This window comes from uncultured Schumannella sp. (genome assembly GCF_905479755.1).
In the GTDB taxonomy this organism is placed as follows: domain Bacteria; phylum Actinomycetota; class Actinomycetes; order Actinomycetales; family Microbacteriaceae; genus DCRR01.
In genome coordinates this window covers 1-14311 of record NZ_CAJQNT010000033.1, presented here as the reverse complement: position 1 = coordinate 14311, position 14311 = coordinate 1, and the positions used below count along the sequence as shown (strand labels likewise).

Below are 14311 nucleotides of genomic sequence, written 5' to 3'. Positions count from 1 at the left end.
TGCTGGCCACGCGGTCATTCTTCCAGGTCGGGCGCGCGGGACCCGCCGCGTGCGGGGTGCGCCCACCAGGAGGGCATGAGCGTGTCGAGGAATTCCGCGAACGCGGCGGCATCGCGCGGCGGCGGCTCGTGCAGCCAGGCGGCGATCGCACCGACGAATCCGTCGGCGATGTAGCGACGCACGGCCGCCCTCGCCGTCGACGGCGACACCCCCTCCGGAGCGTCGGGAAGATCCACACTGGACTGCGCGATGAGGATTCGGGCGGACTCCGCGAAGTGCGCACCCAGGAAGGAGTGCAAGGTCGCGCCGGCGTCGGTGTCGAGCCGTCCGTAGATGGCGGCGTGCCGCTCGACATGTTCCAGGACGCCGATCGTCACCCCACGCAAGGCCGACTCGGTGCGTTCACGCGGCAGGTCGAGGAGATAGCGGGCACGCAGCGCGTCAAGTTCACCGGCAAGCGTCGCCTTCAACAGCTCGAGCGGCGTACTCGCGTGCTGATAGAACGTCGAGCGGTGCACCTGGGCGCGCGCGGTGAGCTCGGTGACGGTCAGGCCGTCGATGCCGCGGTCGGCCGCGAGCGCCAGGACGGCCTCGGCGAGCGCGGCCCGGGTTCGCCGTTGACGCGGATCGAGTCTCTGCTCGCTCTGCGCACCGCCGTCCATTCAGCGAACTTTACTCCGACGCGTGTAGTCTCCAACTATTCGACAGATGTCGTTTAGAACGCTCGCGTTGCCGCGGCCGTGCGCCGCTCAACGCCGAGCACAGCACCGAAAGGACGTAGATATGGCAACGTACGATGTCGCAGATCGTTCCGCGATCGTCACCGGAGGAGGCTCCGGAATCGGACGCGCGGTCGCGCTCACGCTCGCCGCCAACGGCGCGGCCGTGGTGGTGTTCGATCTCAACAAGGACGGCGCCGACGCCGTCGTGGCCGAGATCGAAAAGGCGGGCGGCACGGCCGTCGCGCACATCGGCAACGTCACCGACCCGGAGCATGCGGTCGCCGCGGTCGAGGCGGCCAACAAGCTCGCCCCGCTGAAGATCGCGGTCAACAACGCCGGAATCGGCGGCCCGTCGGCCCCCATCGGCGACTACCCGATCGACGGCTGGCAGCAGGTGATCGACATCAACCTCAGCGCCGTCATGTATGGGATGCGCGCCCAGCTTCCCGCCATGGTCGCCAACGGCGGCGGGGCCATCGTCAACATGGCCTCGATCCTCGGCAGCGTCGCATTCGCCACCTCCTCGGCCTACGTCGCGGCGAAGCACGGCGTGGTCGGACTCACCAAGAACGCGGCGCTCGAATACGCGGGCGACGGCGTGCGCGTCAACTCGGTCGGCCCCGGCTTTATCAAGACCCCGCTTCTGGAGGGAAACCTGGACGCCGACACGGTGGCGTTCCTCGAGGGCAAGCACGCCCTCGGCCGGATGGGCGAAGCGGACGAGGTCGCCGCGCTCGTCGCCTTCCTGGTGTCGGACGCGGCCTCGTTCATCACGGGCAGCTACCACCTGGTCGACGGCGGCTACACCGCGCAGTAGGCACCGTGAATCACACCGTGAGCGGGTGGGCGCGAGCCCGCCCGCTCAGTCGCGTTCGGGGGCGCTTTCCGCGGCGCGGATGTCGGTGCGCAGTGTCCGCAGGGCGCCGCGCAGGGCGCGCTCGGCATCCAACCCCTGCGCGCGCGCCGCGGCGACCATCGCGAGCAGCTGCTCGCCGAGCTCCTCCTCGGTCTCGGGAATCACGGCGGCGGCTCGCTCGACGCCGACCTTCGCGGCCCGACCGAGCACCTTCTCGGCGAGCGCCAGCGCGGGCATCGCCTCGGGGATGCCGTCCAGCACGCTCGTGCGGTGCGACTTCTCGACCGCCTTGATCGCGTCCCAGTTGGCGACCACCGCGTCGGCGGAATCGGCCACGACGTCACCGAAGACGTGCGGGTGGCGCGAGACCATCTTCGCCGTCATGTGCTCGGCGACATCCTCGAGCGTGAAACTGCCGGCCTCGGCCTCGATGTCGGCGTGGAAGAGCACCTGGTAGAGCACGTCGCCGAGCTCCTCGATCAGCTCGTCGCGCGAGCCCGACTCGATCGCCTCGATCAGCTCGTAGCTCTCCTCGACGAGGTACTGCACGAGGCTCTCGTGGGTCTGCTCGCGGTCCCACGCGCAACCGCCCGGGGCCCGCAGCCGTGCCGCCGTGGCGATCAACTCATCGAGCTTCGGGTTCGGCCCCGTCACGCCTCCACCTCGCGGTCGTCGGCATGCGCCGCCAGGTGCCGCGCGTAGCGCTCGGTGAGCTGCACCATCAGATCGGGGGTGTTGCGGTCGAGACCGAACACGTAGCCGGGGAAGTCGAGCGCCTGCTGCACGTCCCAGATCTCGTCGTGACGATCCGGCGAGAGGATCTGCGGCGGAGACCCGACGGCGATCCAGGCGATCGGCACGACCGACTCGGGCGGAAGTTCGGTGCGCAGGTGCACGACCCCGTTGATCCGGATCTCGCTGCGCTCGCCGATGACGGCGCCGTTGAAGATGCGCACCCCGGTCGCGATGAACACCTCGTCGCCGATCGTCGCCCCCGAGATGGAGGCCTGCGGCCCGACCAGGCAGTGGTCGCCGATCGTGAGCGGATCGCTCGCGGCGGCGCGCAACACGGCGTTCTCCATCACGATCACGTGGGCCCCGATGTGGATCGGCCCACCTTCGGCCGAGATGACGGCCCCGTGCAGAATCTGGCAGTCCGGGCCGATCGTGACGTCGCCGCTGATGACGGCGCTCGGCGAGACCACGGCGGTGGGATCGATGCGGGGGGCATGCCCCGCGTGCTCGTACAGCATGCTCCGAACCTACTCCCGGGGCGGCGGGCAGCTCACGGAGAACTGCCCGCGTCGCGTCATCCGACCGTGGCGATGGGGCCGGTCTCGGTCGGCTCCGGCTCGGCGGCGACGACGCCCCCGCGGTCGCGCGGCATCGCGAAGGCGAGCGCCGCGAGCACAACGCCGACGATGGCCACCGCGACGAAGACGGCTCCGGATGCGGCGAGCACGGTCCCCGGATCGGTTTCGTCGCCGCCGCGGCCGGCGACGACCCCATTGGCGACCGCGCCGAGCACCGCGGCTCCGACGGCCTGGCCGATGGTGCGCGCAAAAAGCGTGGTTCCGGTGACGACTCCGCGCTCGTTCCAGGCGGCGCTGAACTGCACGGCGACGAGGCTGGGCGCGGCGGCGAACCCCATTCCGAGACCGACCACGAAGCAGAGCGCGGCGACGAGCCACGGCGAGGGCGGGAACGCCAGAACCGAAAAGGCCAGCGCACTCGTGCCGAGCACCACGATCACCCCGCCGAAGATCGTCGTGGCGCGGAAGCCCCAGCGCAGGTAGACCCGGCCCGACAGCGAGGCGGCGATCGGCCACCCGATCGTGAGGGTGGCCAGCGACAGGCCGGCGACGATCGGCGCGACGCCGATGCTGCCTTCCAGGTAGGTGGGAATGAACGCCGTGAGCCCGATGATGACCGCACCGATGGCAAGCCCGAGCACCGAGGTCGACCAGACGATCCGCCTCCCGAGCAGCGGGAGGGGCAGCACCGGCTCGGCGGCGTGGCGCTCGATCACGACGAAGACGACGAGCAGGAGCGCACCGCCAGCGAGGACCGCGATGCTCGGCAGCGAGTTCCACGCCCAGGCGTTGCCGCCTTCAAGAACGCCCAAGAGGATCAGCACGAGCGCGACGGTCAGCACTCCGGCTCCCGCGAAGTCGATCCGATGCTGCTGGGGCTCGCGCTTCTCGCCGTAGTTCTTCAGCAGCAACCAGCCGGCGATCAGGCACAGCGGCACGTTGATCCAGAAGATGCCGCGCCAGGCATCCAACTGGGCGAAAAGGCCGCCGAGGGTCGGTCCGAGCACGGCCGCCGCCGCCCAGACGCTGGCGATGTACCCCTGGACCTTGGCGCGCTCCTGCACCGAATAGATGTCGCCGACGATCGTGATGGTGATCGGCAGGACCGCCCCGGCACCAAGCCCCTGGATGGCACGGAACACGATGAGCGAGGGCATGTCCCACGCGATCCCGCACAGGATCGAGCCGAGCAGGAAGACCGCGATCCCGAACAAGACGATCGGCTTCCGGCCGATGGTGTCGGCGAGTTTGGAGTACACCGGCACCGTGACCGACTGGGCGAGCAGGTAGATCGAGAACAACCACGGAAACGAACTGAACCCGCCGATGTCGGCGACGATGGTCGGCACCGCCGTCGCCAACACCGTGGCATCGATGGCGACGACCGCCGTTGCCACCATGACGGCGAGCAGCACCGGCCCGCGTTCGGATCTGAGCCCCACATTCATCGACACAATTTCTCATCCTGGCGTAACGCCGCGCGGCCGTGCTGGGTGGCGCAGACTGGAGCGATGGAATCCGCGCCGCTGATCGCCCTGTTCGCGCTCGTCGTGGCGCTGCTCGTGGGCCGCGCGGTCACGCGCGAACGGAACGAGTTCGCGCGCTTCCGGCGCCTGCGCAGCACGATCGCGCGGCAGAAGATCTACCGCCGCTGGTTGATCGAGTCGGTCGTCGTCATGGGCGGTCTCGGCGCCGTCACCCTGTTCGCGAGCGCCGCGTGGGCCGAGGAGGCACTGCGCGAGGCGCAGCGCCTTCCCGGGGTGTTCCCACTTCGCGAATGGTTCGGCACGGAACCCGGCACCGCCGTCGCGATCGGCCTCGCGATCGTGGGCGCGATCGCGATCGTGCTTCCGGTGATCCTGTTGCGGCACACCCCGATCGACGAGATTCCGACCGTGGGAAACATCCGGGCCCTCCTCCCCCGGACCCGCGGCGAATTGCCCTACGGCCTGGGGCTCGCGCTGAGCGCGGGCGTCTTCGAAGAACTGCTCTTCCGGCTCGCGCTGCCCGCCCTGCTGTTCGGAATCACCGGGGACGCGTTCGCCGCCTTCGCGGTGAGCGCCGTGCTCTTCGGCCTGCTGCACCTCTATCAGGGGCCGACGGGCGTCGCGGCGGCCGCCGTGCTCGGCGCCGGGTTCGCGGCGCTCTACCTCGTCTCGGGCTCGATCGTGCTGCCGATCGTCGTGCACGCGCTCATCGACCTGCGCTCGCTCGTGCTGATCCCGGTCGTGCTCGGCTCGGCGTGGAAGCCGCGGCCGACACCCGCCCCCGTCACTCCGCCGATGTCGCCGGCGCCGCCGCCTCCGGCATCGGAATGATCGCCTCGATCAGCTGCACGACCCAGGCGATCAGTTCGGCATCCGCCAGGTCCTTGGGCAGCGGCACGCTGATCGCCTTGGCTTGCCCGAAGATGCGCGCGCCCGGATAGAGACGCTCAAGCCGCACAGTGCGGGAGTCGGGCAACTCCACCGGCGCGAGCCGCAGGTTGCCGCCCATCGCCACGACATCGCCGAGCAGCGCCTTCTGCGCGAGACGGCGCAGGCGCGAGACCGCGACCAGGTGCCGCACCGGCTCGGGCGGTTCGCCGTAGCGATCGGTGAGCTCCTCGACGACCGAGTCGAGCGCATCGTCCGGGGAGGCGGGCGCCGTCGCCGTCGAGAGCTTCTGGTACGCCTCGAGCCGCAGCCGTTCCGACTCGATGTACTCCTCAGGCACGTGCGCATCGACCGGCAGTTCGAGTCGCAGCTCGGTCTGCCCCTCGGCGACATCGCCGCGGAACGCGCTCACCGCCTCGCCGATCATGCGCAGGTACAGGTCGAAACCGACGCCCGCGATGTGGCCCGACTGCTCGCCACCGAGCAGGTTTCCCGCGCCGCGAATCTCCAGATCCTTGAGCGCGATCTGCATGCCGCCGCCGAGCTCGTTGTTCGCCGCGATCGTCTCCAGCCGGTCATGCGCGGTCTCGCCGAGCGGCTTGTCGGCGTCGTAGAGGAAGTAGGCGTACGCGCGCTCGCGGCCACGGCCCACGCGTCCGCGGATCTGGTGCAGCTGGCTCAGGCCGTACTTGTCGGCACGATCGATGATCAGGGTGTTCGCGTTGGCGATGTCGATCCCGGTCTCGATGATCGTCGTCGTCACGAGCACATCGGCCCGGCGCTCCCAGAAGTCGACGATCACTTGCTCGAGCGCGCTCTCGCTCATCTGGCCGTGAGCGACCGCGACGCGCGCCTCCGGCACCAGTTCGGCGATCTTGGCGGCGACGCCCTGAATGCTCGAGACGCGATTGTGCACGTAGAACACTTGGCCCTCGCGCAGCAACTCGCGGCGGATCGCGGCCGTCACCTGCTGGTCGTTGTAGGCGCCGACATAGCTGAGGATCGGATGCCGGTCCTCGGGCGGGGTGGCGAGCGTCGACATCTCGCGGATGCCGGTGACCGCCATCTCGAGGGTTCGCGGAATCGGGGTGGCGCTCATCGCCAGGATGTCGACGTTCGTCTTGAGCTTCTTCAGCGCATCCTTGTGCTCGACACCGAAGCGCTGCTCCTCGTCGATGATGACGAGCCCCAGATCTTTGAATCGGATCGACTCACTCAGGATGCGGTGCGTGCCGATCACGACGTCGACCTCGCCGCGGGCGAGCCCGTCGATGGTCTCATTCGACTCCTTCTCCGTCTGGAACCGGCTGAGCGCGCGCAGGTGCACGGGGAATCCGGCGAAGCGCTCGGCGAAGGTCTCCATGTGCTGGCGCACCAGCAGGGTCGTCGGCACGAGCATCGCGACCTGCTTGCCGTCCTGCACGGCCTTGAAGGCGGCGCGCACGGCGATCTCGGTCTTGCCGTAGCCGACGTCGCCCGAGATGAGGCGATCCATCGGGATCGGTCGCTCCATGTCGGCCTTGACCTCATCGATCGTCTGCAGCTGATCGGGTGTCTCGGCGAAAGGGAAGGCCTCCTCCAGCTCACGCTGCCACGGGGTGTCCGGCCCGAAAGCGTGGCCCTTCGAGGCCATCCGCGCGCTGTAGAGCTTGACCAGTTCGACGGCGATGTCGCGCACCGCCTTGCGCGCGCGGCCCTTCGCGGCCGACCAGTCGGAGCCGCCCATCTTGCTGAGCGCGGGCGACTCGCCGCCGACGTAGCGGCTCAGCTGATCGAGCTGATCGGTCGGCACGAACAGCCGGTCGCCGGGCATCCCACGCTTGGAGGGCGCGTACTCGATCACGAGGTATTCGCGCATGACCTTGGCGGCCTTCGAGCCGAGCGGGCCGCGGGCCTGCCGCTCCCCGCTGGACACCTCGCGCTGCACCAGCTCGACGAAACGACCGATGCCGTGCGTGGCATGAACGACGACGTCACCGGCCTTCAGCTGCAGCGGGTCGACGACGTTCTTGCGGCGGCTGGCGAGCTTCTTCACCTGGCGCGAGTCGACGCCGACCGCGCGGCCGAAGAACTCGGATTCGCTCAGCAGAGCCAGGCGCAGCTCGGGCGACTCGAAACCGGCCTCGACCGCGCCCTGCACGAGGTAGGCCACCCCCGGATCGAGCTCGGTCGGCAGCTCGTCGACGGGGCGGGCGGCGAGCCCCTGCTCGCCCAGCACCTGCGCCGCGCGCTCGATGAGGCCGGGACCCTGCGCCGTGATCACCATCGACCACCCGGCGGCGAGCCGTTCGGCGACGTGATCGACGGCCCCGCCGTACTTTCCCGCGAAGGTGGGGGCGGCATCCGCCTCGACGCGCACCAGGTCGTCGTCGAGGTCGGCGGCGCCGAGCCCGAAGGGCGAGAACGTCCACCAGGTGCGCGGACGCGCCGCCTCGCGCAGACCGGTGACGGTGAGGAAGTCGCCCGCGTCCAGGTCGATCGGTGCCGAGGCGCCCGCCGTGGCGGCGGTCCAGGCGGCCGACAGGAACTCGCGGTTCGTCTCGACGAGGCTCACGGCGCGGTTCGCGATGCGCTCCGGCGACATGAGCGCCACGGCCGCGTCCGTCGGGAACGACGCGGTCAGCGGTTCGAGCCGCTCCAGCAGCGCGGGGGCGAGAGACTCCATGCCCTCGACCGGGATGCCCTCGGCGATCTTGGCGAGCATCTGCTGCAGCGTCGGAAACTCCGACTCCATCTCGCGGGCGCGCTGGCGCACCGCGTCGGTCAGCAACAGCTCGCGACTCGGAGGAAGCTCGACGCCGTCCAGGTCTCCCGGGAGCGAGCGCTGATCGGCGACCGAGAACGCGCGCAACTGCTCCAACTCGTCGCCGAAGAAGTCGGCGCGCACGGGGTGTTCGGCATCCGGCGGGAAGACGTCGAGGATGCCGCCGCGTAGCGCAAACTCGCCGCGCCGGGTCACCAGGTCGACGCGCGTGTAGGCGAGCTCGATGAGCCGCGTCGCGATCTCATCGAGTGCGTAGCCGCGGCCGCCGGTCGAAAGCTCCAGGGGGGCGACCTCCGCAAGTCCCGGCGCAACCGGCTGCAACGCGGCGCGCACGCTCGCCACCACGATCAGGTGGGCGTCGCGGTTCTGATCCCAGGCGCGCAGACGGCGCAGCGTGCGGATGCGCGCCCCGACCGTTTCGGCGCTCGGGCTCAGGCGTTCGTGCGGCAGTGTCTCCCAGGCCGGGAAGCCGAGCACGTGGGCCTCGGGGAGGTAGCTGGACAGCGCCGCCTGCACGCTCTCGGACTCGCGGCTCGTCGCCGTGATGACCAGCAGCGCGCTCGGGCCTCCGCGCGCATCGAGCAGCTCGGCGAGGAGCGGAATCCGCACGCCCTCGACGACGGCGAAGTCGGCGTCGTGCCGGGCCTCTTCCCGTGCGGTTTCGATGCTGTGGGCGCGCGCAAGCGCCGGGAGAATCCGATGGAGGCCCATTTGGGGAAGTCTACGCGCGCGGGGCGTGCCACTTCTGCTGGGCGTCGAGCAGCCCGAGCGTCACCAGATCCTCGGTCGCGTCGGCGGCGTCGGCGAGCAGGTTCGGCAGCGCGGCGCGCTCGGTCGACGAGAACGGCTTCAGCACGAAGTCGGCGGCGTCTTGTCGCCCCGGCGGGCGCCCGATGCCAATCCGCACCCGCGTGTAGTCGGGTCCGGCGGCGGCGCTGATGTCGCGCAGCCCGTTGTGGCCGCCGTGACCGCCGCCCTGCTTGAGCCGGACGGTATCGAAGGGCAGGTCGAGTTCGTCGTGCAGCACGATCAGCCGTGAGGCGTCGAGCGAGTAGAACTTCAGCAGCGCCGCGACCGGTCCCCCGGAGAGGTTCATGAAGCTCGCCGGCTTGGCGAGGATGATCTTGGCGGCGCCCGGAGCGATCCGTCCTTCGGCAACCGCAGCGCGGGCCTTGTGCAGCCGGAAGCCGGCGCCGATCCGTTCCGCGAGAACGTCGAGCGCCATCTGGCCGACGTTGTGCCGATGCGCGGCGTAGTCGGGCCCGGGGTTCCCGAGCCCGACTACGAGCCACGCATCTGCGGAGATGATGTCTCCGAACTACTCGGCGTCGCCCGAAGCGTCCTCGGCGTCGCCCTCGGCCTCGCCCTCGGCGGCCTCGTCGCCCTCGGTCTCTTCGGTCTCACCGAGGTCGGCAACGGCCGGCACGGTGATGTTGACGACGAGCGTCTCGGGGTCGCTGACCAGCGTCGAGCCGGCCGGCAGGGTGAGGTCGGAGGCGTGGATCTGCGATCCGGCCTCGAGGCCCTCGACCGAGACCGTGATGCTCTCGGGGATGTGGGTCGCCTCGGCCTCGAGCGACAGCGTGTTCGCGTCGAGCGCGACGATCGTGCCGACGGCGGGCTCGCCCTCGACGTGCACGTAGACGTCGACGGTGACCTTCTCGCCCTTGCGGACGACGATCAGGTCGATGTGCTCGATGATCTGGCGCACCGGGTCCTTCTGCACGTCCTTGACGAGCGCGAGGGCGGGCGTGCCGGCGATGTCGAGCGTGAGCAGCGCGTTCGACTTGCGGAGGATGAGCGCGGTCTCGTGGCCGGGCAGAGTGAGGTGCTGCGGCTCGGTGCCGTGACCGTAGAGCACGGCGGGGATCTTGTGCTCGGCGCGGATGCGGCGGGCCGCTCCCTTGCCGAACTCGCTGCGGACCTCGGCAACGAGGTTGTTGTCGTCAGACATTGTCTTCTCCTGAATGGGCCCGGGGCCCTGGTGTTGGTCAACTCGAACGCAGACTGCGTGAGGACGACACGGGATCTTCTCCCAAGGCCAGCCCACCGCGTCGATTACGGATGCCGGTGCATCCCTCGCCGAAGTACCTGCACACTCTACCTCACCCTTTTTCAGGAGTTCGTGTGACGGATGAGGCGGATGACCCCTCGACCGGTGACTCCTGTCACTTTGGTCACACCAACTCCTGAAAACGGTGCGGAGGGGTCAGTAGAACTCGCGGGTGTTGACGCGGTTGATCAGCGGCTCCCCGTCGAGGAATCGGCGCGCGTTCTCGACGAACAGTTCGGCGATGAGGCGCGGCTCGTCGGTGCTGATCGCGGCGGTGTGCGGCGCGATGATCGCGTTGGGCAGCTCCCAGAGCGGGCTCTCGGCCGGCAGCGGCTCGACGTAGGTGACGTCCAGCACCGCGAGTCCCACCCGGCCGTCGGTGAGCGCGTCGATGAGCGCCGGCTCGTCGACCGTCGTTCCCCGCCCCACGTTCACGATCGTGATGCCGGGCTTGGCCGCGGCGAGCACCTCGCGGCTCAGCATCTTCTCGGTCTCGGAGGTGCCGGGCAGCGCGAGCACGATCGCATCCACCTCGCTGGCGACGCGCGCGAGGTCTTCCACGGGGAAGATCTCGCTCACCCCGGGCGCCTCCACCGCGCGGCGGTGCACTCCGACGACGCGGAAGCCCAGGCCCGCGAGCTTGTCGGCGGTGAGTCTGCCGATCGAGCCGAGACCGACCACCGCGACGGTGGAGGAGGCGGCACGACCCAGGGGGCGACGTGGCGCCCACTCGTGACGGCGCTGCGTCTCCTGCAGCCACGGCAGCTGCTTCGCTCCGGCGAGCACGCCGAAGATCGCGAACTCGGCGAGCGGCGCGGCGTGCACCCCCGCGGAGGTCGAGAAGGCGATGCGCTCCAGCGCCTCCGCAGGGAGGTTCGCGGCCTTGACCTGTTGGCCGCCGCCCGCAGGGATCGTGTGCACCCAGCGCAGTTTCGGGTTGGCGGCGACGGTGCGCGCGAGGGCCTTGCCCGAGTGGTCGGGCACGCCATAGAGCGCGTCCGCCGTGTCCACGAGCTGTTCGAAGCGCTCCTGCTGCTCCGGGGTGCGCTTCGACCAGGTCATCCAGTCGACGTTCGGCTCGGCGAGCAGTTCGGGCACGTGGACGAGCTCGATGCGCGGCTCGCGCTCGACGATCATCGCGGCGTCCGCCGGAAACAAGGGAGTGGCAACGACGACGCGCAGACGAGATGACGGTTCCATTGCTCTCAGGGTATCGACCCGGAGCGCTCGGCTACTCCTCCTCGGAGAGGTCAAGCGGCAGGCTCGGAGCCAGCCGCCGCAGGCTCGAGAAGGTCGGGACGAGGTGCGTGTAGAGCTCGGCGAACACCGGCAACAGCTGGCTGTAGACGGCGAGCGCCCGCGGCTCGGGTCGCACCGAATCCTCGACCGGAATCAACTCGTCGACGATGTCGATCGAGTCGATGAGTCCGAGCGCCTCCATGCCGAGCAGGGCGGCGCCGAAGCTCGACCCTTCCTGCCCTTCCGCGAAGTCGACCGTCATGCCGAGCGCCGAGGCGAGGATGCCCCGCCAGAGGTCGTTGCGGGTGACGCCCCCCGTGGCGCGCACGTGCGTCACGTCGAGGCCGGCCGCGCGCATCGACTGCAGCACGAGCGCCAGCTGCAGGCACACGCCCTCCACCGAGGCGCGCAACAGGTGTTCGCGCCGATGCCCGCGGGTGAGGCCGAGGTAAGCGCCGGTCGGCAGCGCACTCCAGTGCGGCGCCCGCTCCGACAGAAGGTAGGGAAGCATGATGAGCCCGCCGGAGCCCGGTTGCGCGCGTGCGGCGAGCGCGAGCAGTTCCGCCTCGCGGCCCTCGCCGAGTTCGGGCGCGAAGATGCCCCGCGCCCAGCCGAGCGTCGCTCCCCCGTTGTTGATGGCACCGCCGACGACCCAGCGGTCCTCCGTGAGCGCGTAGCAGAACACGCCACCCTGCGGGTCGACGGCGGGGCGGTCGACCCCGACGCGCAACGCACCGCTGGTGCCGATCGAGCAGGCCGCCACCCCGGGGCGCACGGCGCCCACACCGAGGTTCGCGAGGGGCCCGTCACCCGCTCCGACGACGACCTCGAGCGACTCCGGCAACCCCATCGCCTCGGCCGCCTCGGCGGTGATCCCGGGGAGCACGTCGCGCGTGCGCACGAGCTCGGGCAGTTGCTCGGGCGACACTCCGGCGAGCGCGAGCGCCTCCGCATCCCAGTCGAGTTGGTGGATGTCCATCAGACCCGTGCCGGAGGCGAGGGAGTGGTCGATCACGAGTGCGCCGCACATGTGCACGAGCACCCAGTCTTTGATGCCGACCCAGAACGCGACCGACTCGTGCAGCTTGGGCTCCATCTCGCGGAACCAGATGAGCTTGGTCAGCGGCGACATCGGGTGGATGGGCGTGCCGGTGCGGCGGTGCAGCGCGAGACCGCTCACCCCGGCGCGCAGGCGCTCGGCCTGGATCGCGGCGCGCGTGTCGCCCCAGGTGATGACCGGGGTCATCGGCTCGTAGAGCGGACCGAGACCCATCAGGCTGTGCATGGCCGAGGAGAACGAGATGCCGCGGACCCGTTCGGCACCCACCTCCCGCGCGACGTCGGCGACGGCGCGGTAGGCGGCGGCGAGGATCTGATGCGGATCCTGCACGGCGAACCCGGGGTGCGGGGTCTGCAGCTCGTAACCGTGCGAGGCCTGTGCGAGCTGGCTTCCGTCGGGCGTGAAGGCGACCGCCTTCGTGCTCGTCGTTCCGAGGTCGAGGCCGATCACGACGTTACGCACGGCTGCTTCGGCGGTCATCTGCCGATCCTCTCAGGAGGCCTGGTCGGTGATCCAGGTGGAGACGAGCACCTTTCCGCTCGCGCTCGAGTCGCGCGCGATCTCGAAAGCCTCGGCGGCGTTCTCGGCCGGGATCACCTGGGTGACGACCGAGGCGACCGCGGGCTCGGCCGCGAGGAGGCGAATCGCCTCATCGATCTCGTCGACGAAACGGAAGACGCCGTGGATGCTGAGCTCTTTCGAGATCGCGGGAGCCAGGTTGATCGGGCGCCCCTCGTCGGGAACCATGCCGATCTGCACGACGGTGCCGCGGCGACGCGCGGAGCGGAACGCCTGCGAGATGGCGGGCGCAGCGCCCGAGCACTCGAGCACGACGTCGAAGGCGTTCTCGGGGATCTCGTCCGTGCCGATCTGGATCGTGTGGTCGGCCCCGACGGCCCGTCCGCGGGCGAGCGGCTCGGGCAGCAGGTCGGTGAGGGTCACCTCGGCGGCGCCGCGGCTCTTGGCGGCGGCCACGGCGAGCAGGCCGATCGGACCGGCCCCGGAGACGAGCACGCGCGCGCCGGACACATCGCCCGCACGCGAGACGCCGTGCAGCGAGACGGCGAGCGGCTCGGCGAGGGCGGCGGCCTCAAGCGGGAGTTCGGCGGGAAGGACCCGCACCATGCCTGCGTCGACGATCAGATACTCGCTCATGCCGCCCTGCGTGTGCGGCCAGGTCGACGCGCTGCCGAGGTACGAGCCGCCCGGCCAGAGGTTTGGCGCATCCTCGATTCCCGCCTCCACGTGGCCGAAGCGGGCCGGGTGCACCGTCACCGGGGTGCCGGGCGCGAACGCGCCGCTCGGGTCCAGGTCGACAAGGCCCGAGAGCTCGTGGCCGGGGGCGAGCGGCTCCTTCACGACGAAGGCCCCGTTGGCGCCCTCGAAGTAGTAGTGCAGATCCGAGCCGCAGATGCCGACGTAGTGCACGCGGATGCGCACCTCACCCTCACCGGGTTCCGGTAGCGCCACCTCGCGTTCGACGAGGTCGAGCTTGCCGTCAATGTAGAGCGCCTTCACGGCATCCTCCTGGGGTGTTGAAGCGGGAGCGCCGCCGAGGCGGTCCCCGAGGGGTGGATCAGACGACCGAGGTCATGCCGCCGTCGACGAAGATGTTCTGCCCGCTGACGAAGTCGCTCGCCGAGGAGGCGAGGTAGATCAGGGTGCCGGAGAGCTCCTCGACCTGGCCCCAGCGGCGGGCAGGGGTGCGGTTCTCGAGCCACGCGGTGAACTCCGGGTCGTCGACGAGGGCCTGGTTCATGTCGGTGGCGAAGTAGCCGGGCGAGAGGGTGTTGACCTGGATGTTGTGGCGGGCCAGGTCGGCCGCCATTCCGCGGCCCAACTGGGCGACTCCGGCCTTGGTGGCGCCGTAGGGCGCGATGGTCTGCCGCGCGAGCTGCGACTGCACCGAGGCGATGTTGATGATCTTGC

At 70.1% G+C, this 14311-nt stretch carries 13 protein-coding genes; 2 read left to right on the top strand and 11 right to left on the bottom strand.

Features of this window, described 5'->3' with window-relative positions; genetic code table 11:
- Positions 1-14: 14 nt before the first annotated feature.
- Complete coding sequence (locus QZ258_RS09520) at positions 15-662, bottom strand: TetR/AcrR family transcriptional regulator (protein WP_294180982.1); 648 nt, start codon at positions 660-662, stop codon at positions 15-17.
- Positions 663-783: 121 nt separating this feature from the next.
- Between QZ258_RS09520 and QZ258_RS09515 the strand changes: the two genes are divergently transcribed.
- Positions 784-1539, top strand: coding sequence for an SDR family NAD(P)-dependent oxidoreductase (locus QZ258_RS09515; protein ID WP_294180981.1), 756 nt, complete (start codon positions 784-786; stop codon positions 1537-1539).
- A 45-nt stretch (positions 1540-1584) separates the two neighbouring features.
- Here QZ258_RS09515 and QZ258_RS09510 read toward each other — a convergent pair whose 3' ends face one another.
- From QZ258_RS09510 to QZ258_RS09500, 3 genes are read right to left on the bottom strand one after another with little or no spacing between them, the layout of a single operon-like run.
- Positions 1585-2232: a YabN family protein gene (locus QZ258_RS09510; protein ID WP_294180980.1), complete on the bottom strand. Its 648-nt coding sequence runs from the start codon at positions 2230-2232 to the stop codon at positions 1585-1587.
- On the bottom strand, positions 2229-2831 hold the full coding sequence (locus QZ258_RS09505; RefSeq protein ID WP_294180978.1) for a gamma carbonic anhydrase family protein: 603 nt from the start codon (positions 2829-2831) through the stop codon (positions 2229-2231). The genes QZ258_RS09510 and QZ258_RS09505 overlap by 4 nt, the downstream gene beginning before the upstream one ends.
- Positions 2832-2887: 56 nt before the next feature.
- Positions 2888-4339, bottom strand: coding sequence for an MFS transporter (locus QZ258_RS09500; protein ID WP_294180976.1), 1452 nt, complete (start codon positions 4337-4339; stop codon positions 2888-2890).
- 63 nt (positions 4340-4402) lie between these two features.
- On the opposite strand from QZ258_RS09500, the gene QZ258_RS09495 reads away from it, so the two are divergent.
- The gene (locus tag QZ258_RS09495) at positions 4403-5209 is read left to right on the top strand and encodes a CPBP family intramembrane glutamic endopeptidase (RefSeq protein ID WP_294180974.1); all 807 of its coding nucleotides are present in this window, start codon (positions 4403-4405) and stop codon (positions 5207-5209) included.
- On the opposite strand, the gene mfd is transcribed toward QZ258_RS09495, so the two are convergent.
- From mfd to QZ258_RS09460, 7 genes are all read right to left on the bottom strand, one after another.
- Positions 5163-8741 (bottom strand): transcription-repair coupling factor, encoded by a 3579-nt coding sequence (gene mfd / locus QZ258_RS09490; RefSeq protein ID WP_294180972.1) that lies wholly within the window; start codon positions 8739-8741, stop codon positions 5163-5165. The two genes, QZ258_RS09495 and mfd, sit on opposite strands and share 47 nt — an antisense overlap.
- A 10-nt stretch (positions 8742-8751) precedes the next feature.
- Complete coding sequence (gene pth / locus QZ258_RS09485) at positions 8752-9336, bottom strand: aminoacyl-tRNA hydrolase (protein WP_294181008.1); 585 nt, start codon at positions 9334-9336, stop codon at positions 8752-8754.
- 12 nt (positions 9337-9348) lie between these two features.
- A complete protein-coding gene (locus QZ258_RS09480) occupies positions 9349-9984 on the bottom strand; it encodes a 50S ribosomal protein L25/general stress protein Ctc (protein WP_294180970.1) in 636 nt (211 codons plus the stop codon).
- Between the two features lie 255 nt (positions 9985-10239).
- A complete protein-coding gene (locus QZ258_RS09475) occupies positions 10240-11283 on the bottom strand; it encodes a D-2-hydroxyacid dehydrogenase (RefSeq protein WP_294180968.1) in 1044 nt (347 codons plus the stop codon).
- A gap of 31 nt (positions 11284-11314) precedes the next feature.
- Complete coding sequence (locus tag QZ258_RS09470) at positions 11315-12862, bottom strand: gluconokinase (RefSeq protein WP_294180966.1); 1548 nt, start codon at positions 12860-12862, stop codon at positions 11315-11317.
- A gap of 12 nt (positions 12863-12874) precedes the next feature.
- On the bottom strand, positions 12875-13900 hold the full coding sequence (locus tag QZ258_RS09465; RefSeq protein ID WP_294180963.1) for a zinc-binding dehydrogenase: 1026 nt from the start codon (positions 13898-13900) through the stop codon (positions 12875-12877).
- Positions 13901-13958: 58 nt separating this feature from the next.
- On the bottom strand, positions 13959-14311 hold a 353-nt coding region (locus QZ258_RS09460), incomplete at its 5' end, for an SDR family oxidoreductase (RefSeq protein WP_294180961.1).